Genomic DNA, 25632 nt, shown 5'->3' with positions numbered 1-25632 from the left:
ACGACATGCATCAAGACAATGACCCTAAAGCGCGTCGCCTGAATCCGTTTCAGCGCGACGCGCTTTAGGCCGCGATTTTCAGCGCTCCGGGACCCGGAATGGCGCCCGGTGGGCACTTGCCCAGGATGATCATGCCGAGCACCTCGTCCTGGGTGACATCGGTCGTGCGGGCGGTGCCGACGACCTGGCCGTTCTTCATCACGCAGACCCGGTCGGCAAGCTCGAACACGTCATGGATGTCGTGGCTGATCAGGAAGATGCCGATGCCGTCGGCCTTGAGCTGCCTGACCAGTTCGCCGACCTGGGCCGTCTCCTGCGGACCGAGCGCCGCCGTCGGCTCGTCCATGATCAGGATGCGGGCGTTGAACAGGATGGCGCGGGCGATCGCCACTGACTGCCGCTGTCCGCCCGACAGCTTGATGACCGGCTCCTTGAAGCGCTGGAAGCGCGGATTGAGCCGGCCCATCACCTTGCGCGCCTTGGCCTCCATGGCGGCGTCGTCGAGCGTGCCCCAGCCCGTCATCAGCTCGCGGCCGAGGAAGAGATTGGCCGCGGCATCGACATTGTCGGCCAGCGCCAGCGTCTGGTAGATCGTCTCGACGCCGTATTTCTTGGCATCGCGCGGATTGGAGATCGAAGCCTCCTCCCCGTTGATGAATATCTGTCCGCTGTCGCGCTTGTAGGCGCCGGACAGGATCTTGATCAGCGTCGACTTGCCGGCGCCGTTGTGGCCGAGCAGCGCCATCACTTCACCGGGAAAAAGATCGACCGACGCGTCGTCGACGGCGCGGATGCCGCCGAAGGCGATCGAGACGTTGCGCATGTCGACCAGCGGAACGCCGGCGGGAGCAGGTGCGGGAGCGGTGTTGTCAGCCATGATGGTTCTCCTTCCCTAGACCCGCTTGCGGTAGACGGTATCGAGCCAGACCGCGACGACGAGTACGGCGCCGACGACGATGCTCTGCAGCGGTGAGTCGATGCCGAGCAGCACCATGCCGGACTGTAACGACTGCATCAGCAGCGCGCCGAGCATGGCGCCGAGCACCGTCCCGGAGCCGCCGGCAAGCGAGGTGCCGCCGATAACGGCGGCGGCAATCACCAAAAGCTCGTCCAGCGTGCCCAGCGCATTGGTCGACGCGTTGAGGCGGGCCGACGAGATCGCCGCGCTGATCGCGGCCAGCACACCCATGATCATGAACACCTTCATGGTCACCCAGCGCGTGTTGATGCCGGCAAGATTGGCAGCCTCCGGATTGCCGCCGATGGCAAAGACGTAGCGGCCGAAACGGGTTCGTTTGGTGATGAACGTCATGACGATGCCGACCGCGACTGCCATCAGCACCGGTATGGCAATGCCGTGGGCGATGAACAGTCCATTTTCGGGAATGGCGATGCCGTTCTGCTGTGCGTATTGGCGCACGATGCCGATTGGCCACGGATAGGAATTGGCGATCCACACCGCGCAAAGGATGGCAGCGCAGGCGACGACGCCGAGAAAGGTTTCCGCCCAGACGGGACGCAGCGGAAAGTTGAACCGTTTGCGCTGCGATCGACCGTTGAGCAGCGCGAAAGCGACAGCCGCGCACGCGACTGCGCCGATGATCCAGCTGGCGGTGGCGCCGATCGAGCCCCTAGGTCCGCCCCCCATCAGCTGGAATGTAGCGTCGAGCGGCGCGACCGTGCGCCCGTTGGTGATGAGCCATGCCATGCCGCGCCAGACCAGCAGGCCGCCCAGTGTCACGATGAAGGCCGGAACTTCGAGGTAGGCGATGATGAAGCCCTGGAATGCACCGATCAGGAGACCGAGCACCACGCCGGCGGCCAGCGCAATGATCCAGAGCCAAGGATTCCCAAGCTGGAAGCCGATGACGCGAATGAGGAATTCGGCTTGCGCCACACCCATGATCATGCCGATCACACCTTCGACGGAACCAACCGAAAGGTCGATGTTACGCATGACGATGACCAGCACCATGCCGGTCGCCATGATCGCGACCGAGGAAGTCTGCACCGACAGGTTCCAGAGATTGCGCGGCGTCAGGAAAAGTCCGCCCGACAGGATGTGAATGCCGATCCAGATGACCAGCAGCGCGCCGATCATGCCGAGCATGCGGGTGTCGAGCTCGGTTGCCTTCAGGAACCGGGCGACAGCGCCAAGCTCCGACGCGCGCGCGGTGTCGGCCGGTGCATTTGAGGTCGTGTCGGTCATGAAATCCTCCCGCCGGGCTGCCGTCTGACGCGGATGCCGGAATGCAGCCTAGAAGTTAGCCGCCAGGGGCGGAAACACAAATCTTCTTGAAAAAACGCCGCGGCCTGACAGCCGCGGCGCTTCATTGTCTGACGTCTTCGAGATCAGTTGCAGACCGCGACGCTGCCGGCGGCAACGCCCGCGCAGACTTCGTCCTTCTTGATCCAGCCGGCGTCGATGACGACGTTGAGATTGTCCTTGGTGATCGCGATCGGCGTCAGGAACAGCGACTTGACGGTGTTGCCGCCGGGCGTCGTGAAATCCTTGGCGCCGGCGATGTCGCCCATCTTCTTACCTTCGGCCAACTGCGAGGCGATCTCGGCGGCGTTCTTGCCGAGCTCGCGCGCGTCCTTCCACACCGACACGGTCTGCGTGCCGAGCGCGATGCGGTTGAGCGCCGCATGGTCGCCGTCCTGGCCGGAAACCGGAACGGTGCCGGCAAGACCTTGCGCCGTCAGCGCCGCGACGACGCCGCCGGCGGTGCCGTCATTGGCCGCCACGACCGCATCGACCTTGTTGTCGTTGGCGGTCAGGAACTGCTCCATGTTCTTCTGCGCGTTGGCGGGCAGCCAGCCGTCGGTATAGGCCTCGCCGACATTCTTGATCTTGCCGCTGTCGATCGCCTCCTTGAGCACTTCCATCGAGCCCGAGAACAGGAAGTCGGCATTCGGATCGGCGCCCGAGCCCTTGATGAAGACGTAGTTGCCTTCCGGCTTGGCCTTGAACACCCCGCGGGCCTGCATGCGGCCGACTTCCTTGTTGTCGAAGGTCAGGTAGAACACGTCCTTGTTCTCGATCAGGCGGTCGTAGCCGACGACCGGGATGCCTTCGTCGAGCGCCTTCTGCACCGCCGGGCCGATGGCCGACGCGTCCTGCGCCAAGATGATCAGCGCGTTCGCGCCTTGCGAGATCAGGCTTTCGACGTCGGTCAGCTGCTTGCCCGGATTGGACTGCGCGTCGGCCGAAATATACTTGTCGCCGGCGGCTTCGATGGCCGCCTTCATCGCCGCTTCGTCCGTCTTCCAGCGCTCTTCCTGGAAATTCGACCACGAGACGCCGATCACCTTGTCCTTTGCCTCGGCGACCGACGCCAGCGTCAGTGACATGGCAACACCCGCCAGAATGGCGGCTGCGAATTTCTTCATGATATCCTCCCTGCGCCCTGTGCGGCGCGACCCAGACTGGCCCGAAGGCCGGTACAGAGGCTTTTTTTCGAGCCTCAAAAAAATAGTGATCCAGCGAAACGACGCTGTCAACTGCGATTCTGATGGCTTTTGAGGGGTCTCGGCATTTTTTTCGACGTCCGCAATAAATAATGACATGCGCTTTGGCTTCTGCCACTATCCCTGGCGTGTCAGCGACAGGCCAGGGCATCATCACCGGGCCGCGATGACCCGGGAGGACGTGCGAGACGATGTCGGTCGGAATCCGCCACGACGATTTGCGCCGGCGCAATCGCGCCATGGTGATTTCGGCCGTGCGCCGCGCCGGCCAGCCATCGCGCACGGAGATTGCCGCGACCACCGGGCTCAGCCACTCGACCATTTCGGCGATTTCCGCCGATCTGATCCAGGAGGGGATTCTCACCGAGAGCAAAGCCAACGAGCCGACGGCGTTGAAACGCGGTCGGCCGCAGATCGGCCTGGCGCTGAACCCTGAAGCCGCCGCGGTCCTGACCGTGGTGCTGTCGCTGAACTTCCTGTCGGTCGCCGTGATCGATTATGCCGGCCAGGTGATCGCCGAGGAACAGCAGCGCCTGGACACGCTTGGCATGCCGCGCGACGAGCTGATTGGCGAATGCATGGCAATCGTCCGGCGCCGGCTGCAGGATCCCGACCTCGACCTGGGCAGCGTCGCCCGCATCGCCATGGGCATCCAGGGCATCACCGATTCCCAGGCGCGCGCCATGCTGTGGTCGCCGATCACGCCGCTGACCGACATTCCTTTCGCCGACATGCTCGAGGCGGAGTTCGGCATTCCCGCCACCATGGAGAACGACTGCAACATGATGGCGGTGGCGCTGCAATGGCGCGACCCGGACCGCTATCGCGACAATTTCATCGCCATCCTGCTCTCGCACGGCATCGGCATGGGCCTGGTGCTGAAGGGCGAGCTGTTCACCGGCACGCATTCTTCCGGAGGCGAGTTCGGCCACATGATCCATCGTCCGGGCGGGGCGCTCTGCCGCTGCGGCCGGCGCGGCTGCGTCGAGGCCTATGCCGGCAACTATGCCATCTGGCGCAGCGCCAAGAAGATGAGCGAGGACGCCGAGCCGGTCGACGTCGGCGACGCCGACATGCGGGCGCTTGCCGCAAAGGCGCGCGAGACGGACGGTCCTGAGCGCGAGGCCTATCGCCGCGCCGGCGAGGCGCTGGGCTTCGGCCTTGGCAGCCTGTTCGCGCTGATCGACCCGGCGCCGGTGGCCATGGTGGGCGTCAGCGCGGCGGCTTTCGACCTGATCGAGCCGGCGCTGCGCGAGGCGATCGCCCAGACCGCCGGCGGCCAGCACTCGAAATCGATTTCCTTCGACACCGAGCCGAACGAACTGCCGCTGATCCGCGAAGGCTGCGCCATGCGCGCGCTGACCTTCGTCGACCAGGAGATTTTCGCGCCGGGCGTGCAGGCAAGGACGAGTGCGGGGAAGAACGTGGCCTGAGGATCAGGGTTGAAACTAACTTCATTCTTGACGACCGAATTCCGACCCAATGAGGACCCCGGCCTCCGACAGCCCTGCGCCATTTCCGGACATTGGCCAGCGGCGTTTAATCCCCTTTAGGCCCGTCGTTTCCAATGAGTGTCACGAAGTGTTTTAATACGCTCTGCGCAGTTTGCTCCGCAGTATGTCCAGCCACTGCCCATTGCGCAAAGTGCCCATCAATGCACATGCGTGCGAGCCCGTAGACGAGGGCCCTCGCGGCTATTTGGGTCTCCGAGATATCGTTTGACCGGAGCATGTTTCGTCGCTGCGCCTCCACCATCGACCCTTCTACCAACACACGCACCGCTTCGTTATCGCGACGCAACGACTCCGAACTGTCCCAATCGATAAGACTCCGCGTCGAGATGATCTGGAAATGAGTGGGGTTTCGAATAGCCCAGCGCAAATAGGCGATCCCAACAGCGGCGAAGCGCTCAACCGGGTCGTCCGTAGGTAAGTTCTCGATAGCATTCGTTATCTCCGAGCGGAATCGGCTCATTGCCTGCTCTGCGACAGCCGTCATCAATGCGGTCTTATTAGTGAAATGACGGAAGGGCGCGCCAGGAGAAACGCCCGCCCGCTTTGCGACTTCGCGCACGCTCACATTGTCGGGACCGCCCTCCTCGACAAGTTGAACCGCGGCATCGATCAGGACCTCCCGCAAATTGCCATGGTGGTAACTGGTGCGATGAGGCGTCTTGGCTTTTGGCATTTCGTCCCTCGTTCCATCGAGCTGCATCTCGCCTCTATATCAAGAAACCTCCAAAATGTAATCACTGTTTACAATTCGCGTTTGCGAATGTAAGCAATGATTACCGATGGGATCGGAACAGGCCTGCGGTCTTCGCGGCTGCCAAATGCCCAGACGGAGGACCCGAACATGCTCGCCAGAGACGCCGAAACTCGCCGTTCGCAATCGTTCACATCATCCCAGGACCCAGCCGAAGAACCGCAGCACAAGCAGAATCTCCGGACTGCTCAGCCGAGTGCGGCCGTGTCCGGCGCCACGCTTTATCGGCTTGCCGCCGTCGCCGGGGTGGGAAGTGCGCTCATTCTTTTGGTCAACGCGGCTAAACGCAGTTCGCTGATCTCGACCACCGATCTAACGCAACTCCTCGCGCCGCTCGCCGAGATTTTGGCGCTCGGTCTCGTCGTGGGCTTGTTTCTCGCGTTTGGCAGGCGCACGGGCCTATTCGGCACCATCGCGTTTGTCATCAACTTCATTGCGCTGGCAAGTTTGGAAGGTGTGGAGGTGGTGATCAATCTCGTATTTTCGAAACTTCCGCCGACGATCATCATGGACCTGCGAGCCGGGCCGCTCGGACTGGCTCTAGTCGCCAGTTCGTTGCTTTTCCTGCTTGGAACGCTGGCATTTGCGATCTCTCTTGCCGTTGGACGAGATATGCCGCGCATTCCACTGGCTCTCTACGTCATCGGCGCGGTGCCGATCGCGCTCCGTGCGTTCGTGCCGGAGTGGGCTCTTGACCTGGGCTTAGTGGTTCTTGCGACAGCCATCGCCTGGCTGGCCGGATTGCTGTGGATACGCGCGAGCACCATCGGGGTCGGCGATTCCGTCAAAAGCTGAAGCGCTCCAGGCGGCAAACGTTCGCTGAGAATGTCCGCAACGGGTCGAAAGAGTTGAAGAAGTCCGACGGGTTGTGAAGCAGACGCCGCGGTACCAGAAGGCCCGCCATTGCTGATTGCGCAAAATACAATAGGTTGACAATCAGAGGGGAGCGTAATGACGAGCGGAACGGACGTTCTTGATGCCGCCGTCATCGGTGCCGGTTGGGCGGGGCTAGGCGTCAGTCATGCGCTGAAGCAGCGCGGCTTGCGCCATAGAGTATTTGAGCGAGGTCGCATCGGCGAGACCTGGCGAACCCAGCGCTGGGACTCCTTTCGGATTAACACACCCAACAGCCAAACAGTCATGCCCGGGGATACCTATGTCGGCCCAGATCCCGACGGTGCGATGACAAGCGGCGAGTTTGTCGCGCTGTTGGAGGACTATGCCGGGCGGTATGGCCTTCCGGTGGAAACCGGTACGCCGGTGACCGACCTTGTTGCCAGCGGCGGCCTCTACCGGCTGACCCTTCCGAACGGCTCCCTGTGGGCGAGGAACGTGGTGATCGCCAGCAGCAACCAGAATTGTCCGGCGCGCCCACCTTTCTCTGCTTTGCTGCCGCTCAACATCCGACAGATCGATGCATCGGCCTACCGCAACGCATCCGGTCTCGACCATGGGGCCGTCCTGGTGATCGGCAGCGCCCAGTCGGGCGGCCAAATCGCCGAGGACTTGGTCCAGGCGGGGCGAACCGTATTTCTTGCAAGCAGCCGGGTCGGCCGACTGCCCCGCATGTATCGGGGTCGCCACATCAGTGTCTGGATGGTTCTTTCCGGATTGATAGATGTGACGCGCAGGGAAATGCTTCAGCAGGGACCCATTCCCGGAAGGCCGCTGACAGGAGCGCTCCATACGATCAGCCTGCAGTCCCTCAGCGCGCAAGGCGTTGTCCTTCTGGGCCGGCTCACGGGCGTCGACGCCGGACACCTCTCGTTCAGCGACGAGGCAGAAGCGCATGTCCGCCATGCAGACGAGGGCTCCGCAAGAATTCGAAGCCAGATCGACGAGTATATCGAGCGCAACGGTATCGATGCCCCGCGGGCTGAGCCGGACCCGGCCGAGGTGATTGCCGCGCTGCTGCCCAATCCACCGGTCCGATCAATCGATCTCGACGCCAGGGGGATCACAACGGTGATCTGGTGCACTGGGTTCAGGGGGGATTTCGGGTGGGTGCGCGTTCCCGAGGTGCTCGATGCACACGGCCAACCGTTGCACGAGAACGGGTTCGCAGGCGCTCCCGGCGTGTATTTTGCCGGCCTGCCTTTCGCGATCTCGCGACGGTCGGGCACAATATTGGCAATCGCGGAGGAAGCAGGCCGGTTGGTCGAAGATATCCAGCGTCGTTTAGCAGCTGCCTCTGACGTCCCGATTCAGTGATGCCGACTCGAAGCGAATATCATCCGGAGGCGGCTTCTTCCTCTCGCGAGATTCAGGCTATTAATCGGATCGAAGGGCTCTAAAGCGCGTCGCTGAAACGGATTCAGGCGCGCGCTTTAAGTCTTTGTTTTTATGCATGTCGTTTTGGCAAAACACCGCTGCACACTTTTGCGCGACATGCATTAATCCTCGCGGATCGCGTAGCCCGCCCCGCGGATGGTGCGGATGACGTCCGGCATGCGGCCGTTGTTGACCGCCTTGCGTAGGCGGCCGACATGGACGTCCACGGTGCGCTCGTCGATGTAGATCGTCTCGCCCCAGACATTGTCGAGCAACTGGCTGCGCGAGAACACCCGGCCGGGGTGACGCATCATGAATTCGAGCAGGCGGAACTCGGTCGGGCCGAGCCTGATCTCGCTCTTCTTGCGGTAGACGCGATGCGATTCCCGGTCGAGCACGATGTCGCCGACCTTGAGCACACTGGACAGCACCTCTGGCTTGGCGCGGCGCAGCAGCGCCTTGACGCGCGCCATGAACTCCGGCGTCGAGAACGGCTTGACCAGATAATCGTCGGCGCCGGTGGACAAACCTCGAACCCGATCGCTTTCTTCGCCTCGCGCGGTCAGCATGATGATCGGCAGCCGCTCGGTCTCGGGCCGCATCCTGAGGCGTCGGCAAAGCTCGATGCCGGAAACCGCCGGCACCATCCAGTCGAGCACGAGCAGGTCGGGAACGTTTTCCTGAAGGCGGATTTCGGCCTCGTCGCCGCGGGTCACCACTTCGACCTGGTAACCCTCGGATTCGAGGTTGTAGCGGAGCAGCACTCCTAGCGGCTCCTCGTCCTCCACCACCATGATGCGTGGCGCGATCATTGCCAGTTACCCTTCAGGCCGCCGGCGCCGACATCTCGTCCTGCTTCGGACGATTCGCGGGCAATTGCGTGCCGGTCAGCACATAATAGGCGTTCTCGGCGATGTTGGTCACATGATCGCCGATGCGCTCGAGGTTCTTGGCGCAGAACAGAAGATGCGTGCAAGCGGTGATGTTGCGCGGGTCTTCCATCATGTAGGTCAGGAGCTCGCGGAAGACGGACGTGTATTTGACGTCGATGCGTTCGTCGTCGTTGCGAAGCTTGGCCAGCGCCGTGGCGTCGCCCACCGTGTATTCCTGGATCACGGCCTGGACCTGGATCAGCACCAGCTGCGCCATGGAATCGATCGAATGCGTGAGATCGCGTGGCGCGGCGCTGACGCCCACCGAACCGACGCGCTTGGCGATGTTCTTGGCGAGATCGCCGATGCGTTCGAGGTCGCCCGCCATGCGGATCGAGCCGACCACATGGCGAAGATCGTCCGCCATCGGCTGGCGCTTGGCGATCAGCGTGATGGCGCGGTCGTCAAGTTCGCGCTGGCGCGCGTCCATGATGGCGTCGTCGGAGACGACGCGCTGCGCCAGCGCATTGTCGGTCTCGAGCAGGGCCCTGGCCGATGCGCCGACCATGGAGGCCGCAAGGTCGCCCATGTCGTTGATAAGCCGGCTGATCTGCCTCAGATCCTCGTCGAAGGAAGCGACGGTATGTTCGGCCATGATGATGTCCTCGTATGAACTCAGCCGAAGCGGCCGGTGATGTAGTCCTGCGTGCGCTTCTCGCGGGGCGAGGTGAAGATCTTCTCGGTCCGGTCGAACTCCACCAGCTCGCCGAGATACATGAACGCCGTCTGCCGCGACACACGTGCCGCCTGCTGCATGTTGTGGGTGACGATGACGATCGTGTAGTCGGCCTGCAGCTCGTCGATCAGTTCCTCGATCTTGGCGGTCGACAGCGGATCGAGCGCCGAGGCCGGCTCGTCGAGCAGGATGACCTCGGGCTTCACCGCCACGGTGCGGGCGATGCACAGACGCTGCTGCTGGCCGCCGGAGAGGCTGAGGCCGCTGGCGTTCAGCTTGTCCTTGACCTCGTTCCACAACGCCGCGCGCTTCAGCGCCTGCTCGACGCGGCTGTCCATCTCGGCCTTGCCGATCTTCTCGTAGAGCCTGACGCCGAAGGCGATGTTCTCGTAGATCGACATCGGGAACGGCGTCGGTTTCTGGAACACCATGCCGATCTTGGTGCGCAGCAGGTTGAGGTCCTGCGAGCGGTCGAGGATGTTCTTGCCGTCAAGCAGCACCTGCCCTTCCGCGCTCTGCTTCGGGTAGAGTTCGTAGATGCGGTTGAGCACGCGCAGCAGCGTCGACTTCCCGCAGCCCGACGGCCCGATGAAGGCGGTCACGCTGCGCTCGGGCAGGGACAGGTTGATGTCCTTCAGCGCCTTCGACTGACCATAGTAGAAGTTGAGGTTCTTGACCTCGATCTTGGCCTTCTCGACGGTCGTGTCGGGTGCGTTCAGGTCGGTGGACAACATCGGTTTCATCTGTCCTCTCTGCGTCCGGTCAGGCTGCGGGCGATGACGCTCAGGCCGAGAACCGTCAGGGTGATTATGAGTGCGCCCGTCCAGGCCAGCTGCTGCCATTCCTCGTAGGGGCTGAGAGCGAACTGGAAGATGGTCACCGGCAGGCTGGCCATCGGGGCATTGAGATTGCTCGACCAGAACTGGTTGTTGAGCGCGGTGAAGAGAAGCGGCGCCGTCTCGCCGGAAATACGGGCGATCGCCAAAAGGATGCCGGTGACGATACCGGACAGGGCCGCGCGATAGGCGACGGAGCGGATCACCACCCAGCGCGGCGCGCCGATGGCGGCGCCCGCTTCGCGCAGTGCGTTGGGCACAAGGTTGAGCATGTCCTCGGTGGTGCGCACCACGACGGGGATCACCAGGATGGACAGCGCTACGGCGCCGGCAATCGCCGAGAAGTGCCCCATCGGCCGCACCAGCAGCTCATAGACGAACAGGCCGATGATGATCGAGGGGGCCGACAACAGGATGTCGTTGATGAAGCGCACCACCGTGGTGAGCTTCGAGAAGCGACCATACTCGGCCATGTAGGTGCCGGCCAGCACGCCGATCGGCGTGCCGACGACGATGCCGATGATGGTCATCACGATGCTGCCGTAGATGGCGTTGAGCAGGCCGCCGGCATCGCCGGGCGGCGGTGTCATTTGCGTGAACACCGACAGCGACAACCCCGAGAGTCCTTTGTAGAGCAGGGCGCCGAGGATCAGCGCCAGCCAGGCGAGGCCGATGCCGGCGGCGATGACGCAAAGCGTCATCATCACGCCGTTCTTTCGCTTGCGGCTGTTGTGGAGTGCAAGGGACGTCGACATCGGTCAGGCTCCCGTGCGGGCGTCGATGCGCATCAGCATGTAGCGCGCGATGGCAAGGATGATGAAGGTGATGATGAAGAGGATCAGACCAAGCGACACCAGCGAGGATGTGTAGAGGTCGCCGTCGGCCTCGGTGAATTCATTGGCGATCGTTGCCGAGATCGTCGTGCCCGGCGCGAACAGCGAGGCGCTGATGCGGTGCGCATTGCCGATGACGAAGGTGACGGCCATCGTCTCGCCGAGCGCACGGCCGAGGCCGAGCATGACGCCGCCCATGATGCCGATGCGGGTATAGGGGATCGTCACGCGCCGGGTCACCTCCCAGGTCGTGCAGCCGATGCCATATGCCGATTCCTTCAGCACCGCCGGCACGGTGTCGAACACGTCCTTGGTGATCGAGGTGATGAACGGCAGCACCATGATGGCGAGGATCAGCGACGAGGTCAGCAGGCCGATGCCGTAGGGCGGGCCGGCAAACAGGCTGTTGAGGCCGGGGATGCCTTTGAAGAGCCAGATGACGAAGGGCTGGATCGTCGTCTGCAGGAATGGCGCGAAGACGAACAGGCCCCAGATGCCGTAGATGATCGAGGGGATGCCGGCCAGCAGCTCGACGGCGATGCCGATAGGGCGCCGGAGCGGTCGCGGGCAAAGCTCGGTCAGGAAGATGGCGATGCCGATGCCGATCGGCACGGCGATGATGATGGCGATGGCCGAGGTGACGACAGTGCCGTAGATGGGCGCCAAAGCGCCGAAATTCTCGGTGACGGGGTTCCAGGATTCGGTGGTCAGGAAGGAGAAGCCGAACTTCGACAGCGCCTCCCACGAGCCGGCGAACAGCGAGATGGCGACACCGCCGAGAATAACCAGAACGAGGATGGCGGAAAGGCGCGTGGCCGTCCGGAAGATCGTGTCTGTGAGGGCGAAGCGGCGCACTGTCGCTTCCCTGCTCCGCATGGCGGACGATGTCACGGCTTCGGAAACGGCACTCATCTGGCCCCTCGCATTTCGAAACAGACAAGAGGGCGCCGGGAGGCGCCCCCTTATTCCGTGGAATTACATGCCGGAGTAGAGCGGCTTGCCGCTCGCATCGACGATGTCCTTGCCCCACATTTCCTCGACGCTCTTCACGACCGCGTCGGGCATCGGTACGTAGTCCAGGCCAGCGGCCTGCTCGTCGCCCTTGGCGTAGGACCAGGCGAAGAACTTGAGCGCTTCGGTCGTGGCCGCCGCGTCGTCGGGCTTCTTGTAGACAAGAATCCAGGTAGCCGCCGTCATCGGCCACGATTCGGCGCCCGGCTGGTTGGCAAGGATCACGCCGTAGCCCGGCTGCGAGTTCCAGTCGGCGTTGGCCGCCGCAGCCGAAAACGCTGCCGCCGTCGGCTCGACCTTCTTCCCGTCCTTGTTCACCAGATCGGTGTGGGTCAGCTTGTTCTGCTTGGCATAGGCATACTCGACATACCCAATCGCACCGCCGGTCTGGGCAACGTTGTTTGCAACGCCCTCATTGCCCTTGGCACCGATGCCGACAGGCCATTCCACTGCCTTGTCGACGCCGACCTTTTCCTTCCAGTCCGCGCTGACATCGCCGAGATAGTATGTGAAGTTGAAGGTAGTGCCCGAACCGTCGGAACGGTGAACGACCGCGATCGCCTGCGAAGGCAGCTTGACGTCGGGGTTGAGCTTCTTGATCGCTGCGTCATCCCAGCTCGTGATCTTGCCGAGGAAGATATCGGCCAGCGTCGGGCCGTCGAGAACCAGCTCGCCCGGCTTGACACCTTCGAGATTGACGACCGGAACGATACCACCCATCACCATCGGGAACTGCGCGAGCCCGGTGGAGTCGAGCTCTTCGCCCTTCAGCGGCGCATCGGAAGCGCCGAAGGTCACGGTCTTGGCCTTGATCTGCTTGATGCCGCCGCCGGAGCCGATCGACTGATAGTTGAGACCGATGCCGGTCTCCTTCTTGTAGGTGTCGGCCCACTTCGCGTAGATCGGGTAGGGGAAGGTTGCGCCGGCGCCGGAAATGTCGGCTGCCATCGCGGCGGAGATGCTAAGGGTTGATGCCGCAGCCATTGCAATCGCAACGGCCGCCGAGCGGATGAAATGTCTCATGTGGCCTGCTCCTGTTCGGAAGATGGTCTTTCGGCACCCGTTGTATTGGCGCCCGGTGAGGGCAATAGCCCTCGATTATTACAGTCGCATGACAGTTTCATGTCAGCCCGGTAACGGCTGAACGGGGACGCTTGGAGGGGTCCGCGGCGGCCTCGGTGGACCGGCCACAGTTTGCCGCCGGAATCAGCGACTTGTCTGGCTTTTGAAACAAAAAATATCCCGGCAGCCGGATCACGGCCGCCGGGAAATAAAAACCGGACGAGAGCGCGTTGCCTGAATGCCAGAGCGGATCATGGCCTAGCTCATCGCCGAAAACAGGGTCCGTTGGGGTAGAGTCGACACTGTTTCTTGTTGGCGGTCGCCGCTCCCGCCCGTAACCGAAGGGCAGAATCGATGCCATGATTGTCAGAGCTTGGCGTTTGCTTTGGTATGGTGCGATCGCACCATACGCATGCGTAAGCGTCCCATCCCGTTGGCCCGCGACTTTGGCGCGGCTACCCGGCGTTGCGCCGGGTGTCGGCGTCCGTGCCCAGCCAGCGTTCGAGCTTCTCGAGCAGCGCGCGCGGACTGATCGGCTTCGGCAGGTAGTCGTCCATGCCGGCCTCCAGGCAGCGTTCGCGATCGCCCTTCAGCGCATGCGCGGTGACGCCGACGATCGGCACATGGGTGCCCATGTCCTCCTCAAGCCGGCGAATGGCGCCGGTCGCCTCCAGTCCGTTCATTTCCGGCATCGACACGTCCATCAGGATCATGCGCGGATTGAGCCTGCCGAAGGCATCGAGCGCCTTGCGGCCGTTGCCGACGATCTCGAAGCGATAGCTGGTTTCGCCAAGGATCTGGGTGAATACCATCTGGTTCACCTCATTGTCCTCGGCGACGAGGATGTCGAGCCCGCGCCCGGCATCGGCCGGGCGTGGGCGCGCGCGCACGGACGGTGGCTGCAGCATGGCGCGGTCGGACGCCGCCGTCTGTGCCGCCACGGCTTGCTGTGCGCCGGTGCCGACGGCCGGTTGCGGCTGCGCGGCGGTGCTGCTGTGGCGATGGCGCTGGATGGTCGCTACGAGCGTTTCCAGCAGGATCGAGGAGCGCGCCGGCTTGATCAGTTGCGCATCGATGCCGAGGTCGCGATAGGCGGTGTTGGCAAGCGACTGGTCGACCGAGGTCAGCATGATGATCGGCGTGTGCGCCAGACCCGCCGTGTTGCGCACGATGCGCGCCATCTCGGCGCCGGTCATGCCGGGCATCTGATAGTCGAGCACGACGCAATCGACCGGCACGCCATAGGCGGCGGCGGCAATCAGCACCTTCAACCCTTCGGCGCCGCTTTCGGCCGCGCAGGAATCGAACGTCCACGACGCCATCTGCTCGCTCAGGATCGAGCGGTTGACGGCATTGTCGTCGACGATGAGCACGCGTGCGCCGGTGACGTCGACCGGCGTGATGCGCTGCCCGCCCTGCTCGGCCCTGGCCAGCGTGACGCTGAACCAGAATGTCGAACCCTTGCCCTCGGCGCTGTCGACGCCGATCTCGCCGCCCATCATTTCGACCAGCCGCGAGGTGATGGCAAGGCCAAGCCCGGTGCCCTCGTGCCGCCTGGTCGAGGAGGTGTCGACCTGGCTGAATTTCTCGAACACCAGCTTCAGCTTGTCTTCCGGGATGCCGATGCCGGTGTCGGTGACGGAGATGGTGAGCCTCGTTCCCGCCGGAACCCGCTCGCCCGTTACGTCGACCAGCACATGGCCCTCGTCGGTGAACTTCACCGCGTTGCCGAGCAGGTTGGTGACGATCTGCCTGACGCGGCCGACATCGCCGACGAACTGTCCGTCGAGCCCCGGCTGGACGCGCACGATGAGCTCGAGGTCCTTCTCCTTGGCGCGTGTCGACACCAGCGTCGCCACATCCTCGATCGCCTCGGCGAGATTGAACGGCGCCGGGTCGAGCACCAGCTGGCCGGCATCGATCTTGGAGAAGTCGAGGATGTCGTTGATGATGGTGAGCAGCGCGTTGCCGGATTTGACGATGATGTCGGTGAAGGTCTTCTGCTTCGGATCGAGCTCCGACTTTGCCAGCAGTTCCGCCATTCCAAGGACCCCGTTCATCGGCGTACGGATCTCGTGGCTCATATTGGCGAGGAATTCCGATTTGGCCCGGTCGGCGAGCACGGCGCGCCGGCGCGCCTCGCTGAGCTCGGCCTCGCGCTGCTTGAGCTCGGTGATGTCGGTGGTGGAGCCGATGAGATAGAGTGAGCCGTCCGAGGCGATCATCGCGCCCTTGCGCGCGAACTGGTGCCTGACGCTGCCGTCCGGCATCGTCACCGTCTCTTCGATCTCCTGCGTCTCGCCGGTGCGCAGCACGGCAAGGTCGCTGGCGACGAAGGCTTCGCCGTCCGGGCCGAAAATCTCGACGTCGGTCTTGCCGACCGCTTCTTCCTTGCTGAAGCCGGTGAGATCGCACCAGCCCTTGTTGACGTAGAATTGCCTGAGGTCCGAACGCTTGGCGTAGATCGACACCGGCACATTGTCGATGAGGCTGCGGAACACCTCGTTCTCGCTCATGCTTTGCCGGAGCGCCTGCTCGCGCGCCTTGACGTCGGTGATGTCGGTGCTGGAGCCGACCAGATGCACCGAGCCGTCGGTCGCCACCAGCCGGCTCTTGCGCGTCATCAGCTGCCGCACCGTGCCGTCGCGATGGGTGACGGCTTCCTCTACCTCGCGTCCCGCGCCGGTCCTCACGACTTCGGCGTCGTAGCTGCTGAAGCCGTCAGCTTCGTCCGTGGCGAAAAGCACCCGGTCCGTCTTCCCGATCACCTCTTCCTTGGGCAGGCCGGTCAGCGCGCACCAGGCCTTGTTGACGAATTCTATGCTGAGATCGTCGGCCTTGATGAAAGCGGCTACAGGCAGCTCGTCCATCACGTGCCGGTAGAGGTCGATCTGGCGCATGGAGTCGCGCAACGCCTTCTCGCGGACCTTGATGTCGGTGATATCGACGCGCACGCCGATGAACGTGCCATCGTCGGTGCGCATGTCATAGACTTGGTACCAGCGCCCGTCGGAGTTGAGGCGTTCGTAGGAAGAGTTCGGCAAACGGTACCGTCTGAGCATGGCGTCAAGCCAGCGCTCGGTGTCGACGCCATGAAGGCTGTCGATCTCGGCGTCGCCGCTCGAGCGGAAATAGCCGACGGAATGGCCAAGCGCCAACGCCTCGCGGAACGTGCGGCCCGGCTGCCAGGCTGGCTTCAGCGCGGGCAGCGTATCCTGCAGCTTGCGGTTGGCGAAGACGAAGCGGTCGTCGCGGTCGTAGATGATGACGCCGGCCGGCAGCGACTCCAGCACTGTGGCGAGGTTCCTGCGCGCATCCTCGGCTTCGGTCTCGCGCTGTTTCATGTCGGTGATGTCGACATAGGAGATCAGCCGTTTGCCGCCGGGAAGCGGCGCCAGCGAGGCGATCAGCGTGCGGCCGTCATTGCGCGGCAACTGCCTGGAGCCTGCGGCGCCGGACCGGATCTCGGCCTCGCGTTCCGCCATGTGGCCCTGCCAGACGGTGTCATCGGTACCATAGGGATCGGCGTCGCGGCTGGCTTCCATGAGGTCGCGAAAACGACTGCCGGCCGGAGCGCGCCGCGGATCGATCTTCCAGAAGTCGTAGAATGCCCGGTTGATCACCTCGGCCCGCAATTCCGCGTCGAGAACGATGACGCCGATCGGCATCGAATCGACCATCAGGCTGAGATTGGCGAGCGCCTCCGAAGCCCCGGCCACATGCTGGCCCTCCCCGGGGGAGACCCCGTTGCCGCGCATATCCGCCTTGTCGAAATCGCGCGCGCTGTCCGACCCGACAGTCCCGTCCATATCCGCCATTGCCACCCCCAGGGCCGAACCGCGCCGGTTCGCCGGCGGAAATGTGCCCGACAAGCATTAACGATCCGCTAACCATGATGATTTGCAACCAGGCAAAGCGGGTCTCGTTGAGAGGAGGCGGATTCTCAAATGCGGTTGCGGTAATCCGCCGGTTGGCGAACAAGGCAATGACGGATTATAAGATGCCTGAGGTGTTGCTAATGTTTGGTCGAATCGCGGCTTTCGTCCTGTGCCCGGCGCTGCTTGCAGCGAGCGGTTGCGCGCGCAGCGACGACGGCACGGTGATCGTTCCAAGCCGGATGGACGTCAGGCGTGTCTGGGATAGGGCGCCGCCGGGAACGACGGCGTCGAGGCAGATCGCGTCGGACCTGTTTCCTCTGCCGCCGAGCGCGCCGGCAAGCCCCGCTGTCCGGCGCTATTCCAGGCCCTCTTCGACGACGCCATCCCTGGGCCAGGATCTGCCCGATACGTCTTCCAGCGGGCAGAGCCCCCTCACATGCAGGAACGTCGGTGAAACCGGCAAGCGCTATCGCGTCGTCTGCGAATGATCTCGCGTCGCCCCTCTGGCAGTGCCGGAGGGACGCGTTCGTTTGAAAGCAGTGGCCGCACGTGGCCTGGTTAATTCGCGGGGAAAAAGGTAGGCCCAACAACACGTACCGGCTTTGCGCTTACCGCGACGGCGGCTTCGGACTGCGCTGTCGCGCTGGCCTCGCTCGCTCCGCCACCATCGGCGCCGCTCGAAGGAATGGCCGAGACCGCGCCGAGGTCGGGCCTTGTTGTCGGCAGGGGGATGATGGCGTTTTCCATATTGCGCGGCGTCACCGTGCGGGCCCTGAGTTCGGCCACACGCTGGGAATAGCGCTTGAGGTCGCAGGCCTTGAACGCGGCCGCATCGCGATAGCGGAAGGCGGTTGGGAGCTCGGTATAGGGCTTGCGCGTATCGACGGCGACCATCTGGTCGGTCTCGAGGCTCGGGTCGCTGAGCGTGTAGAGATCAACGCCGGGATCGTCGCAGATGTAGCGGCACTGGTCGGCCGTATCCTTGAGGTCGCCGGACCGCGCGAATTGCGAGTTCGGCGCAGGGAAGAAATAACCGTCCGAAAGGCGAACGCAAAACAGCATCGCGTTCCCGCCATAGGCCGGACCGGAAGCTTCGGTCTGGGGCGTCTGTTGCGTCTTCTGCCGCTTGGCTGCCGCTTGACAGCCTAGGGCGACGTATCTCGCCTGCAATCCGGAGGAGTCGCGGCGGGAATTGCCGATGCTGGCGATCTTGCGCATCACTTCGGCGCGGTTGCGGGCAAGATCCGCGCAGGCATTGAAGAAACCGCCGACGGCGCTGCCGGCGGTGCAGCGGCGCTGCCTCTCCACCCCCTGGATCGCGGCAAGCTGGCGCCGCAGTTGCGCGAGCTCTGGGCTCACCGCGCCACGACCGCCGGACTGCATCTGGCTTCTCAACGCCGAGCAAGGATCGGCATAAGAAACCTGCGTCAGCGTCAAAGTCACCATGGTCACCAGGAGGGTGATCTTAAGAAGCTGTAAAGCCACCATCGGGCGCCACCCCTGCTCGAAACAAGAGATTGACTTAATCAACGCCGGCTAATTGAGTTAGTACTCATGAACCGGAAGATTAACCGCAAATTCTCCTATACGATTTAAGTGTTACGCTCAATCTGGTGAAACGAATATTACCATTTCATCTCAAGATCGAGACAGTAGTCGAAAAAACCATTTTCAGGGCCGCCTTGACCGGGCCCGCGGCGCGATCACGGATCGCTGATGAAACCTTTGGCCGTCATGGATGTTGTTGACTCTGATGTGATCCGCGCAGTGCAGAGGAGACTGAAGATGTCCATTCACTTCACCGTCTCTGGCCTGACCAGGAACCTGATCCATTCGCTCGGGCTGGATCACGAACGGGCGCCGAGGCATTTGACAGCTGAGCAAAATCTGTTGCTGGAATGCTATCTGGCCGGACAAATTCCGGAATCGGCCTGGAATGACTATGTCTTTGAGATGCCGGAACTGGAAAAGCACGCAAACGCCCGGCGCCGGCGCAATGCGGCGTAGTGCGATCCGGGCTTGGTGACCTTTGGATTGGAACTGCGCAAAGGCAATTCGAGCAGCCCAGTTCTAATGCATGTCGCCCAGAAGTGTGCAGCGGTTCTGGGACAACGACATGCATCAAAGCAAAGACTTTAAAGCGCGTCGCCTGAATCCGTTTCAGCGCTGACGCGCTTTATTGCTGAATTGGCTTTGCGTTATCTTTTGGCGAATTGAACTGAAGCGTAAAGACCTTTCCCGGCATTCCTTGCGCGAGCGTCGGCGAGAAACTGAGCGGCAGGCAATTGCGCAAGGCGGCCGTCGCCGCGTCGACATAGACCTGACGCGCCTTGTCATCGCCGCCGATCTTGATGGCAGTTGGTTTGGGCGGACCGATCAGCGTGCCGTCGCGCTTGAAGCTGAAGCTGAGCGTGACCGAGGCGTTCCCGGAATCGGCCGGCGGCGTCCAGCAGGCCAGTATGGCGGCGCCAACCTCGTTCATGCTGTTGAGCTGTGCCGCGCCGACAGGAGAAGATGCCAAAAGCAAGGCAGCCGCGATCACCGAAAATCTCATTGCCTTCGTCATCGCGATCCTCGTCGCGTTCATGCACCCCCTAAGAGACAATGGTAGGACTGCTTTCGAGGATGACAATAGGAATTCGCCGGGGTCGGCGCCGGCGGAATCATACTGTCGTGATTGCCGCGCGATGGCGCAAAAAAGCAAAAGGCCGGCACGGAGCCGACCTTCCCCTTGCCTCGTCATGGCGCCAGTACATCCGTGGTCGCGGCGAGGACTGTGACCAGTAGACAGGCCTTGGGTTAACGAAACCTTAACCCCAAGGAACTGCTACGCCCTGGCCTGCGATTTCACATGCGCGATGTAGCCGCGCACGTCGCCGGCCGGCTCCGCATAGGCCTTGCCGAGCTTCTTCTCCAGCGCCGCCATGTACTCCTTCGCCCAGCTGGGCAGCGTGTAGTCGATGACCGCCAGGAATTCGAGCGTTGCCGCCAGCCTTATATCGGCGATCGACGGGTTGTTGCCGCCGATGAACGGTTTGCCGTCGCGGAAGAAAGAGTGGAACACCTCGAGCGGTTCGGCGATCGCGGCCATCGCGGCCTTCTGCGCTTCCGATTTCTTCTCCGGGTGGGCATCGCTGTGGCCGACCTCGCCCGCATATTGCGGGAAGCCGAGCGCCGGGTAGGTGGCTCTGGCGACATAGGGATAAAGCGTGCCGACGAGGTAGAACATGGCGCTGTCCACCATAGCCCGCTTGGCCGGCGCCTTCGGATAGAACTTCTCCAGCCCATGCTTGTTGGCGAGATACTGCATGATGGCGCAGCTTTCCCACAGCACGCCGCGCGGCAGGCCCTTGTCCTCGATCATCGGCGTCAGATGCGCCGGATTGCGCGCGAGGAACTCGGGCGAGCGCGTATGGCCCCAGGCATCGGTCTCCGCGGGATCGAGCCCGGCCGCGCGCGCGAACACCCGCACCGTCATGTTGTTGACGCTTGGCCTCAGCATGCTGAGTTTTACGCCAGGCTTCTTGGCCGGCTTCGCTTTGGCCTTGGGTGCGGCTTTTGCCGTAGCTTTGGGTGCGGCTTTTGCCGTCACTTTGGGTGCGGCTTTCGCCTTCGCGGCCGCTTTCGCCGCGGGCTTTGCCGCGGCCTTGGCCGCGGGTTTCTTCATGCTCTTCGTTGCTGTCTTTGCCATCTTGGTCCTCCCTCCGACCTGGTTAGTATGGATTTTTTGCCGCCCTGTTTTCCGACAGGGTTTCGCGCGACCGCTCCACCAGCGCCTGGATGGCGTCGGCAAGGTGCGCTTCGGCGATATTGTAGTCGCTACGCGCCACGCGGATCTTGTGCGCTTCCATCAGCACGTCGGCATGGGTGAAGCCGGCCGGCGGCTCGAAGCGGTAGGAAGCGAGCTCTATCAACAGTCCCAGCGGATCCTCGAAATAGATCGAGTCCATGAAGCCGCGATCCTTGACGCCGCTGTGCTTGATGCCGCGCTCGTCGAGCCGCGCGACCGCCTGCAGGAAGGTGACCCGCGACACCGAGAACGCGATGTGGTGGACGCAGCCGATATCGGTCGGTGTCCGCCGCTTGACCGGGCTCCGGCTTTCGTCGGTGAAGACCGTGATCAGCCGCCCGTCGCCCGGATCGAAATAGAGATGGCTTTCGCTCGCCTTGTCGAGATTGGGCTGCTCGAAGATGAAAGGCATGCCGAGCACGCCCTCCCAGAAGTCGATCGAGGTCTGGCGCCCGGCACCGACCAGCGTGATGTGATGAACGCCTTGCGACTGCAGCTTCCGCATCGGTTCCTCCTGCCTGCATTTGCGCCTTGCCGGCTGGCGCGTTTTAGATGCCCAGCCGCCCTTGGATCAGCGCTTGACACGCGACCGCCACCCGCTTCGCTTCCCCGCGCTCGACATCGTGTTGGTTTGCGGCCGGAGCGCTGATGAGAGGATGCTAATTCAATCCGGGATGTTACGCCAGAAGCGGTGAGCCTCATCGGCGCACGACAGTGATCGGCTCTTGGCCGCGACAGATTGCAGGACTTTTTCAAGCGGTGCGGGCACGATCGCGACACGAAAGCCACCCTGATCGCGTCCTGGCCGAAGCCACGACTACGCGACGGCCTTGATCTCCGTTTCCCCAAGCATCCCCATGCCGCCACAGTCGGTGCACGTATGGGTCTTCCCCGGGCAGCCGGTCTGATGCGTCCCGTGCGGGCAGCAATACCCTTTCGACGAACTCCATCTGGAGCAATCGAAAACCTTGCCGCCGCCATGGCAGCGCAGGCAAATAATCTTCACTGAAGTCATCCCAACTCTGCCCGCCGCAGATGCGGCTCCCACACCGCAAGTAACAGAGATTGTTGCGCTTTCAAGCGCCGTGAGATGACTTAAATTGGGGGCATTCGTGGCATACGAACCCACGGGTTTTCGCCGGTGTCGTCAATCAAGCCGGCCAAACGCGACCGGCACAGGTGTCTGTATGAACATTTGTTTGATGAGGCGGGGAGCTTAGGCGAAGCGCCTGAGATTGCTTGGTACGCCCAAGGGGAATCGAACCCCTGTTCCCGCCGTGAGAGGGCGGTGTCCTGACCGCTAGACGATGGGCGCGCTCAAGAACCGGCTACATAGGCTGGCGGCTGCGAAAAAGCAACTGGGCTTTCGGCCGCTTCGCACGCTTTGCCGAACCGCCCCGGTCAGCCCTGCCGCTTCGGCTCGATCAGGTCCCAAAGATTGCCGTAGAGATCGGCGAAGACGGCCACCGTGCCATAGGCCTCATGGCGCGGCGTCTCGCGGAATTCGACGCCCCTGCTGAGCATGGCCTGATGGTCGCGGGAAAAATCGTCGGTCTCAAGGAAGAGAAAGACCCGGCCGCCGGTCTGGTTGCCGATGCGGCTTGCCTGCTCTTCGCCCGATGCCTCCGCCAGCAGCAGCCGCGCGCCATTGCCGTCTGGCGGCGCGACAGTTACCCAGCGCTTGCCACCGCCGAGATCGACATCGTCGGTGAGGACGAAACCCAGCCGATCGACATACCAGGCAATCGCCTCGTCATAATTGCCAACGACGAGCGCGACGGTGGCAATGCTGCGATGTCCGGCCAAACCGCCCATTTGGTGCGGTCTCATTTGTTACGGATTGGGAACTGGCCGATGATGCGGCGCTCGGCGATGTCGTAAACGAAGATCGAGCGATTGCCGTCGGCAAGCTCGGCGTCGATCGACAGGCGGTTGCCGGACAAGGACTGGCTGACCACCTTGGCGCCCACGGGGAGCACGATATCGCCCGACAGCGGCGCGCCGGCGGGCGCCTGGACATCACCGGCAGGCGCCGAGCCGGCCACCGGCGCGTTGCGGGCTTTGTAGACAAGCGCCCCGATCACCACCATAAGGGCGAGGAACAGAAGGCCGAGATTGACGATCATGAAGCGAACGAGCTTCCGGCGCACGTTTTCGGCCGCTGGGTCGAGCGGCTTTTCCTCATCTTCTTCGGCGATCGGCCGGGCCATGGCTAAACAATCCGCAGCGGGTTTCGATGAGCGCTCATAACGAAGAGACCCCGATATTGATAGAGGATGAATCGACCGGGGATGGAGCGGTGGAGCTGCAAGCCAGCGCCGACGCCGCCGGCCAGCGCCTTGACCAGTGGCTGGCGGCCCAACTCGGCCCGGACATGTCGCGCAGCCGGGTCAAGGCTCTGATCAAACAGGGCGCGGTCTCGATCGCCGGCAGGCCGGTCGAGGAAGCCAAGCGCAAGATGGCGGCCGGCGAGCGTGTCTCGGTCGTCATGCCCGAACCGGAGCCGGCCGAACCGCAGGGCGAGGACATTGCCCTCGACGTCCTTTACGAGGACGACGAGCTGATCGTCATCAACAAGCCGGCGGGACTGGTCGTCCACCCCGGCGCCGGCAACTGGACCGGCACGCTGGTCAACGCGCTGATCCATCATTGCGGCGACAGCCTGTCGGGCATCGGCGGCGTCAGGCGGCCTGGCATCGTGCACCGGCTCGACAAGGAAACCAGCGGCGTCATGGTCGTGGCCAAGACCGACCGCGCCCACAAGGCGCTGTCGGAAGCCTTTGCCGACCACGGCCGCACCGGCGATCTGAAGCGCGCCTACCTGGCGCTGGTCTGGGGCATTCCGCAGCGGCCGACCGGCACCGTCGATGCTGCCTTGGGCCGCGCCGCCGACCGCGTCCGCCGCGCCGTCGTTCCACAGGGCCGCGACGACGCCCGCCACGCCGTCACCCATTTCAGCGTCGTCGAGCGCTTCGGCGAAGCACAGCAGGCTTTCGCCACCGCAAGCCTTGTCGAATGCCGGCTGGAGACCGGCCGCACCCACCAGATCCGCGTCCACATGGCCCATATCGGCCACCCCGTGATCGGCGACCCGGATTACGGGCAGGCCTTTCGCACCAAGGCCAACCGGCTGCCCGAACCCTTGAAAGCCGTGGTCAACGCCTTTCCCCGGCAGGCCCTGCATGCCTGGCTCCTTGAATTCCGGCACCCGGCCACCCATCTAACGATGAGGTTCGAAGCGCCGATACCGGAAGACATGGAGGAACTCGTCGGCGGCTTCCGGAAACTCTGAACCGACCCGCCACGAACAAGCTGCAAACCAGCCATCAAAAAACCTGACCGTCGTTGTTCACTTTAGCGTGACAGACTGTTTAGCGTTGAACAAATGCCTGTCTTTTCTGGTTTTGTTCCTATATACACAAGTTGTCGCGGATGAGCCTTTGGCATCTGCGGCGTATGCCCGCCGCGTTTCGGGGGCATCCACTCCAAAGAGAGAGGGGGCGCTATCATGGCCCAATCATTACCCAGTATCGTTTCCGGTGAAGGCGGTCTCGCCCGTTACCTGGAAGAAATCCGCCGCTTTCCGATGCTTCAGCCGCAGGAAGAGTACATGCTCGCCAAGCGTTATGCCGAGCATGAGGACACTTCGGCTGCGCACAAGCTCGTCACCAGCCATTTGCGGCTCGTCGCCAAGATCGCCATGGGCTATCGCGGCTACGGCCTGCCGATCGGCGAGGTGATCTCGGAAGGCAATGTCGGCCTCATGCAGGCCGTGAAGAAATTCGAACCGGAACGTGGTTTCCGGCTTGCCACCTATGCCATGTGGTGGATCAAGGCCTCGATCCAGGAATACATCCTGCGCTCGTGGAGCCTGGTCAAGATGGGCACCACCGCCAACCAGAAGCGTCTGTTCTTCAACCTGCGCAAGGTGAAGGGCAAAATCCAGGCGCTTGACGATGGCGACTTGAAGCCTGACCAGATCGCCGAGATCGCCACCCGCCTCAACGTTTCCGAGGCGGAAGTGGTGTCGATGAACCGCCGCCTGTCGGGCGACGCTTCACTCAACGCCCCGATCCGGGCGAGCGAAGGCGAGTCCGGCGAATGGCAGGACTGGCTGGTCGACGACCACGAGAGCCAGGAAGAGATGCTGATCGAGCAGGACGAGCTGGAAAACCGGCGCTCCATGCTGTCGGGCGCTCTGTCCGTGCTCAACGACCGCGAGCGCCGCATCTTCGAGGCGCGCCGCCTGGCCGACGAGCCGCTGACGCTGGAAGAGCTGTCGGCCGAGTTTGACATCAGCCGCGAGCGCGTGCGCCAGATCGAGGTGCGCGCCTTCGAGAAGGTGCAGGACGCGGTCAAGGCCGCCGCCAAGCGCCAGATGCAGGCGCTGCGCACCATCGAGGCGCAGCCGGCGGCTTAACAAGCTCAAGGCAGAAAATGAAAAAGGCGGCGCTTCGGCGCCGCCTTTTTGTTTGGCGAAAGCTGCGAACCAGCCCTTTCTCCCCGTCCCTATACGGGGAGAAATGCCCGGTGTCCGAACCGGATAGATAGGTAACAGAATGGACTGATTAGATGGGTGACAGTTTTCTCGTTTGCCGGGAGGACCG

General features: G+C 63.0%; 24 protein-coding genes and 1 tRNA gene. 7 read left to right on the top strand and 18 right to left on the bottom strand.

Going from position 1 to position 25632, the window contains the following annotated elements:
* Positions 1-64: 64 nt before the first annotated feature.
* The 3 genes from AC0L2L_RS13160 to xylF form a co-directional block, all read right to left on the bottom strand.
* The gene (locus tag AC0L2L_RS13160; RefSeq protein WP_473578921.1) at positions 65-877 is read right to left on the bottom strand and encodes an ATP-binding cassette domain-containing protein; all 813 of its coding nucleotides are present in this window, start codon (positions 875-877) and stop codon (positions 65-67) included.
* A 15-nt stretch (positions 878-892) separates the two neighbouring features.
* On the bottom strand, positions 893-2209 hold the full coding sequence (locus AC0L2L_RS13155; RefSeq protein ID WP_473578919.1) for a sugar ABC transporter permease: 1317 nt from the start codon (positions 2207-2209) through the stop codon (positions 893-895).
* A gap of 143 nt (positions 2210-2352) precedes the next feature.
* The gene (xylF, locus tag AC0L2L_RS13150; RefSeq protein ID WP_027166593.1) at positions 2353-3393 is read right to left on the bottom strand and encodes a D-xylose ABC transporter substrate-binding protein; all 1041 of its coding nucleotides are present in this window, start codon (positions 3391-3393) and stop codon (positions 2353-2355) included.
* Positions 3394-3662: 269 nt separating this feature from the next.
* Between xylF and AC0L2L_RS13145 the strand changes: the two genes are divergently transcribed.
* Positions 3663-4904 carry an ROK family protein gene (locus AC0L2L_RS13145; protein WP_473578918.1) on the top strand — a complete coding sequence of 414 codons (1242 nt, stop codon included), beginning with the start codon at positions 3663-3665 and terminating at the stop codon, positions 4902-4904.
* A gap of 106 nt (positions 4905-5010) precedes the next feature.
* On the opposite strand, the gene AC0L2L_RS13140 is transcribed toward AC0L2L_RS13145, so the two are convergent.
* Positions 5011-5658: a TetR/AcrR family transcriptional regulator gene (locus AC0L2L_RS13140; RefSeq protein ID WP_473578916.1), complete on the bottom strand. Its 648-nt coding sequence runs from the start codon at positions 5656-5658 to the stop codon at positions 5011-5013.
* Between the two features lie 168 nt (positions 5659-5826).
* Here AC0L2L_RS13140 and AC0L2L_RS13135 point away from each other — a divergent pair, with 168 nt between their 5' ends.
* Complete coding sequence (locus tag AC0L2L_RS13135) at positions 5827-6531, top strand: hypothetical protein (RefSeq protein WP_473578914.1); 705 nt, start codon at positions 5827-5829, stop codon at positions 6529-6531.
* A gap of 156 nt (positions 6532-6687) precedes the next feature.
* Positions 6688-7947 (top strand): flavin-containing monooxygenase, encoded by a 1260-nt coding sequence (locus AC0L2L_RS13130; protein ID WP_473578912.1) that lies wholly within the window; start codon positions 6688-6690, stop codon positions 7945-7947.
* Between the two features lie 182 nt (positions 7948-8129).
* Here AC0L2L_RS13130 and phoB read toward each other — a convergent pair whose 3' ends face one another.
* The 7 genes from phoB to AC0L2L_RS13095 form a co-directional block, all read right to left on the bottom strand.
* Positions 8130-8819 (bottom strand): phosphate regulon transcriptional regulator PhoB, encoded by a 690-nt coding sequence (gene phoB, locus AC0L2L_RS13125; protein ID WP_010911896.1) that lies wholly within the window; start codon positions 8817-8819, stop codon positions 8130-8132.
* A 13-nt stretch (positions 8820-8832) separates the two neighbouring features.
* Positions 8833-9534 carry a phosphate signaling complex protein PhoU gene (gene phoU, locus AC0L2L_RS13120; RefSeq protein WP_027166595.1) on the bottom strand — a complete coding sequence of 234 codons (702 nt, stop codon included), beginning with the start codon at positions 9532-9534 and terminating at the stop codon, positions 8833-8835.
* A 20-nt stretch (positions 9535-9554) separates the two neighbouring features.
* Complete coding sequence (gene pstB / locus AC0L2L_RS13115; protein ID WP_473578910.1) at positions 9555-10358, bottom strand: phosphate ABC transporter ATP-binding protein PstB; 804 nt, start codon at positions 10356-10358, stop codon at positions 9555-9557.
* On the bottom strand, positions 10355-11206 hold the full coding sequence (pstA, locus tag AC0L2L_RS13110) for a phosphate ABC transporter permease PstA (protein ID WP_473578908.1): 852 nt from the start codon (positions 11204-11206) through the stop codon (positions 10355-10357). Before pstA ends, pstB begins: the two co-directional genes overlap by 4 nt.
* 3 nt (positions 11207-11209) lie before the next feature.
* Positions 11210-12196, bottom strand: coding sequence for a phosphate ABC transporter permease subunit PstC (gene pstC / locus AC0L2L_RS13105; RefSeq protein ID WP_473578906.1), 987 nt, complete (start codon positions 12194-12196; stop codon positions 11210-11212).
* A 63-nt stretch (positions 12197-12259) separates the two neighbouring features.
* On the bottom strand, positions 12260-13318 hold the full coding sequence (gene pstS / locus AC0L2L_RS13100; protein WP_473578904.1) for a phosphate ABC transporter substrate-binding protein PstS: 1059 nt from the start codon (positions 13316-13318) through the stop codon (positions 12260-12262).
* Between the two features lie 494 nt (positions 13319-13812).
* Positions 13813-17175: a response regulator gene (locus AC0L2L_RS13095; protein WP_473578902.1), complete on the bottom strand. Its 3363-nt coding sequence runs from the start codon at positions 17173-17175 to the stop codon at positions 13813-13815.
* A gap of 200 nt (positions 17176-17375) precedes the next feature.
* On the opposite strand from AC0L2L_RS13095, the gene AC0L2L_RS13090 reads away from it, so the two are divergent.
* Positions 17376-17723: a hypothetical protein gene (locus AC0L2L_RS13090; RefSeq protein WP_473578900.1), complete on the top strand. Its 348-nt coding sequence runs from the start codon at positions 17376-17378 to the stop codon at positions 17721-17723.
* Positions 17724-17793: 70 nt separating this feature from the next.
* On the opposite strand, the gene AC0L2L_RS13085 is transcribed toward AC0L2L_RS13090, so the two are convergent.
* Entirely contained in the window at positions 17794-18723 is a 930-nt protein-coding gene (locus AC0L2L_RS13085; RefSeq protein WP_473578898.1) for a DUF2865 domain-containing protein, read from the bottom strand.
* Positions 18724-19020: 297 nt separating this feature from the next.
* On the opposite strand from AC0L2L_RS13085, the gene AC0L2L_RS13080 reads away from it, so the two are divergent.
* Positions 19021-19242: a hypothetical protein gene (locus tag AC0L2L_RS13080; protein ID WP_473579206.1), complete on the top strand. Its 222-nt coding sequence runs from the start codon at positions 19021-19023 to the stop codon at positions 19240-19242.
* A gap of 169 nt (positions 19243-19411) precedes the next feature.
* Here the strand turns inward: AC0L2L_RS13080 and AC0L2L_RS13075 are convergent, their stop codons facing one another.
* From AC0L2L_RS13075 to AC0L2L_RS13050, 6 genes are all read right to left on the bottom strand, one after another.
* Positions 19412-19789, bottom strand: coding sequence for a hypothetical protein (locus tag AC0L2L_RS13075; protein ID WP_473579205.1), 378 nt, complete (start codon positions 19787-19789; stop codon positions 19412-19414).
* A 273-nt stretch (positions 19790-20062) separates the two neighbouring features.
* Entirely contained in the window at positions 20063-20926 is an 864-nt protein-coding gene (locus tag AC0L2L_RS13070) for a glutathione S-transferase family protein (protein ID WP_473578897.1), read from the bottom strand.
* 22 nt (positions 20927-20948) lie between these two features.
* Positions 20949-21530, bottom strand: coding sequence for a VOC family protein (locus AC0L2L_RS13065; protein WP_473578896.1), 582 nt, complete (start codon positions 21528-21530; stop codon positions 20949-20951).
* A gap of 735 nt (positions 21531-22265) precedes the next feature.
* Positions 22266-22340: transfer RNA gene (locus tag AC0L2L_RS13060), tRNA-Glu, on the bottom strand.
* Between the two features lie 86 nt (positions 22341-22426).
* On the bottom strand, positions 22427-22840 hold the full coding sequence (locus AC0L2L_RS13055; protein ID WP_473578894.1) for a VOC family protein: 414 nt from the start codon (positions 22838-22840) through the stop codon (positions 22427-22429).
* Positions 22841-22851: 11 nt separating this feature from the next.
* The gene (locus AC0L2L_RS13050; RefSeq protein WP_473578893.1) at positions 22852-23235 is read right to left on the bottom strand and encodes a fimbrial protein; all 384 of its coding nucleotides are present in this window, start codon (positions 23233-23235) and stop codon (positions 22852-22854) included.
* Positions 23236-23261: 26 nt separating this feature from the next.
* Between AC0L2L_RS13050 and AC0L2L_RS13045 the strand changes: the two genes are divergently transcribed.
* Positions 23262-24317, top strand: a complete 1056-nt coding sequence (locus tag AC0L2L_RS13045; protein WP_473578891.1) for an RluA family pseudouridine synthase — start codon at positions 23262-23264, stop codon at positions 24315-24317.
* 216 nt (positions 24318-24533) lie between these two features.
* Positions 24534-25445, top strand: coding sequence for an RNA polymerase sigma factor RpoH (gene rpoH, locus AC0L2L_RS13040; RefSeq protein WP_027166609.1), 912 nt, complete (start codon positions 24534-24536; stop codon positions 25443-25445).
* Positions 25446-25632 lie beyond the last annotated feature (187 nt).

This window comes from Mesorhizobium sp. WSM4832, from assembly GCF_055811115.1.
Note: the sequence above shows the minus strand (reverse complement) of the source record. Positions and strands in the feature narration are given on the sequence as shown.

Bases quoted from the DNA above. Each gene is read 5' to 3' on its own strand.
- AC0L2L_RS13095 (WP_473578902.1), bottom strand. From the start codon at position 17,175: ATGGCGGATATGGACGGGACTGTCGGGTCGGACAGCGCGCGCGATTTC.
- AC0L2L_RS13140 (WP_473578916.1), bottom strand. From the start codon at position 5,658: ATGCCAAAAGCCAAGACGCCTCATCGCACCAGTTACCACCATGGCAAT.
- AC0L2L_RS13065 (WP_473578896.1), bottom strand. From the start codon at position 21,530: ATGCGGAAGCTGCAGTCGCAAGGCGTTCATCACATCACGCTGGTCGGT.
- AC0L2L_RS13090 (WP_473578900.1), top strand. From the start codon at position 17,376: ATGTTTGGTCGAATCGCGGCTTTCGTCCTGTGCCCGGCGCTGCTTGCA.
- phoB (WP_010911896.1), bottom strand. From the start codon at position 8,819: ATGATCGCGCCACGCATCATGGTGGTGGAGGACGAGGAGCCGCTAGGA.
- AC0L2L_RS13135 (WP_473578914.1), top strand. From the start codon at position 5,827: ATGCTCGCCAGAGACGCCGAAACTCGCCGTTCGCAATCGTTCACATCA.
- AC0L2L_RS13075 (WP_473579205.1), bottom strand. From the start codon at position 19,789: ATGAGATTTTCGGTGATCGCGGCTGCCTTGCTTTTGGCATCTTCTCCT.
- pstS (WP_473578904.1), bottom strand. From the start codon at position 13,318: ATGAGACATTTCATCCGCTCGGCGGCCGTTGCGATTGCAATGGCTGCG.
- pstC (WP_473578906.1), bottom strand. From the start codon at position 12,196: ATGAGTGCCGTTTCCGAAGCCGTGACATCGTCCGCCATGCGGAGCAGG.
- pstA (WP_473578908.1), bottom strand. From the start codon at position 11,206: ATGTCGACGTCCCTTGCACTCCACAACAGCCGCAAGCGAAAGAACGGC.
- AC0L2L_RS13130 (WP_473578912.1), top strand. From the start codon at position 6,688: ATGACGAGCGGAACGGACGTTCTTGATGCCGCCGTCATCGGTGCCGGT.
- AC0L2L_RS13045 (WP_473578891.1), top strand. From the start codon at position 23,262: ATGAGCGCTCATAACGAAGAGACCCCGATATTGATAGAGGATGAATCG.
- phoU (WP_027166595.1), bottom strand. From the start codon at position 9,534: ATGGCCGAACATACCGTCGCTTCCTTCGACGAGGATCTGAGGCAGATC.
- rpoH (WP_027166609.1), top strand. From the start codon at position 24,534: ATGGCCCAATCATTACCCAGTATCGTTTCCGGTGAAGGCGGTCTCGCC.
- AC0L2L_RS13085 (WP_473578898.1), bottom strand. From the start codon at position 18,723: ATGGTGGCTTTACAGCTTCTTAAGATCACCCTCCTGGTGACCATGGTG.
- AC0L2L_RS13070 (WP_473578897.1), bottom strand. From the start codon at position 20,926: ATGGCAAAGACAGCAACGAAGAGCATGAAGAAACCCGCGGCCAAGGCC.
- AC0L2L_RS13080 (WP_473579206.1), top strand. From the start codon at position 19,021: ATGTCCATTCACTTCACCGTCTCTGGCCTGACCAGGAACCTGATCCAT.
- AC0L2L_RS13155 (WP_473578919.1), bottom strand. From the start codon at position 2,209: ATGACCGACACGACCTCAAATGCACCGGCCGACACCGCGCGCGCGTCG.
- AC0L2L_RS13145 (WP_473578918.1), top strand. From the start codon at position 3,663: ATGTCGGTCGGAATCCGCCACGACGATTTGCGCCGGCGCAATCGCGCC.
- AC0L2L_RS13055 (WP_473578894.1), bottom strand. From the start codon at position 22,840: ATGGGCGGTTTGGCCGGACATCGCAGCATTGCCACCGTCGCGCTCGTC.
- xylF (WP_027166593.1), bottom strand. From the start codon at position 3,393: ATGAAGAAATTCGCAGCCGCCATTCTGGCGGGTGTTGCCATGTCACTG.
- AC0L2L_RS13050 (WP_473578893.1), bottom strand. From the start codon at position 23,235: ATGGCCCGGCCGATCGCCGAAGAAGATGAGGAAAAGCCGCTCGACCCA.
- AC0L2L_RS13160 (WP_473578921.1), bottom strand. From the start codon at position 877: ATGGCTGACAACACCGCTCCCGCACCTGCTCCCGCCGGCGTTCCGCTG.
- pstB (WP_473578910.1), bottom strand. From the start codon at position 10,358: ATGAAACCGATGTTGTCCACCGACCTGAACGCACCCGACACGACCGTC.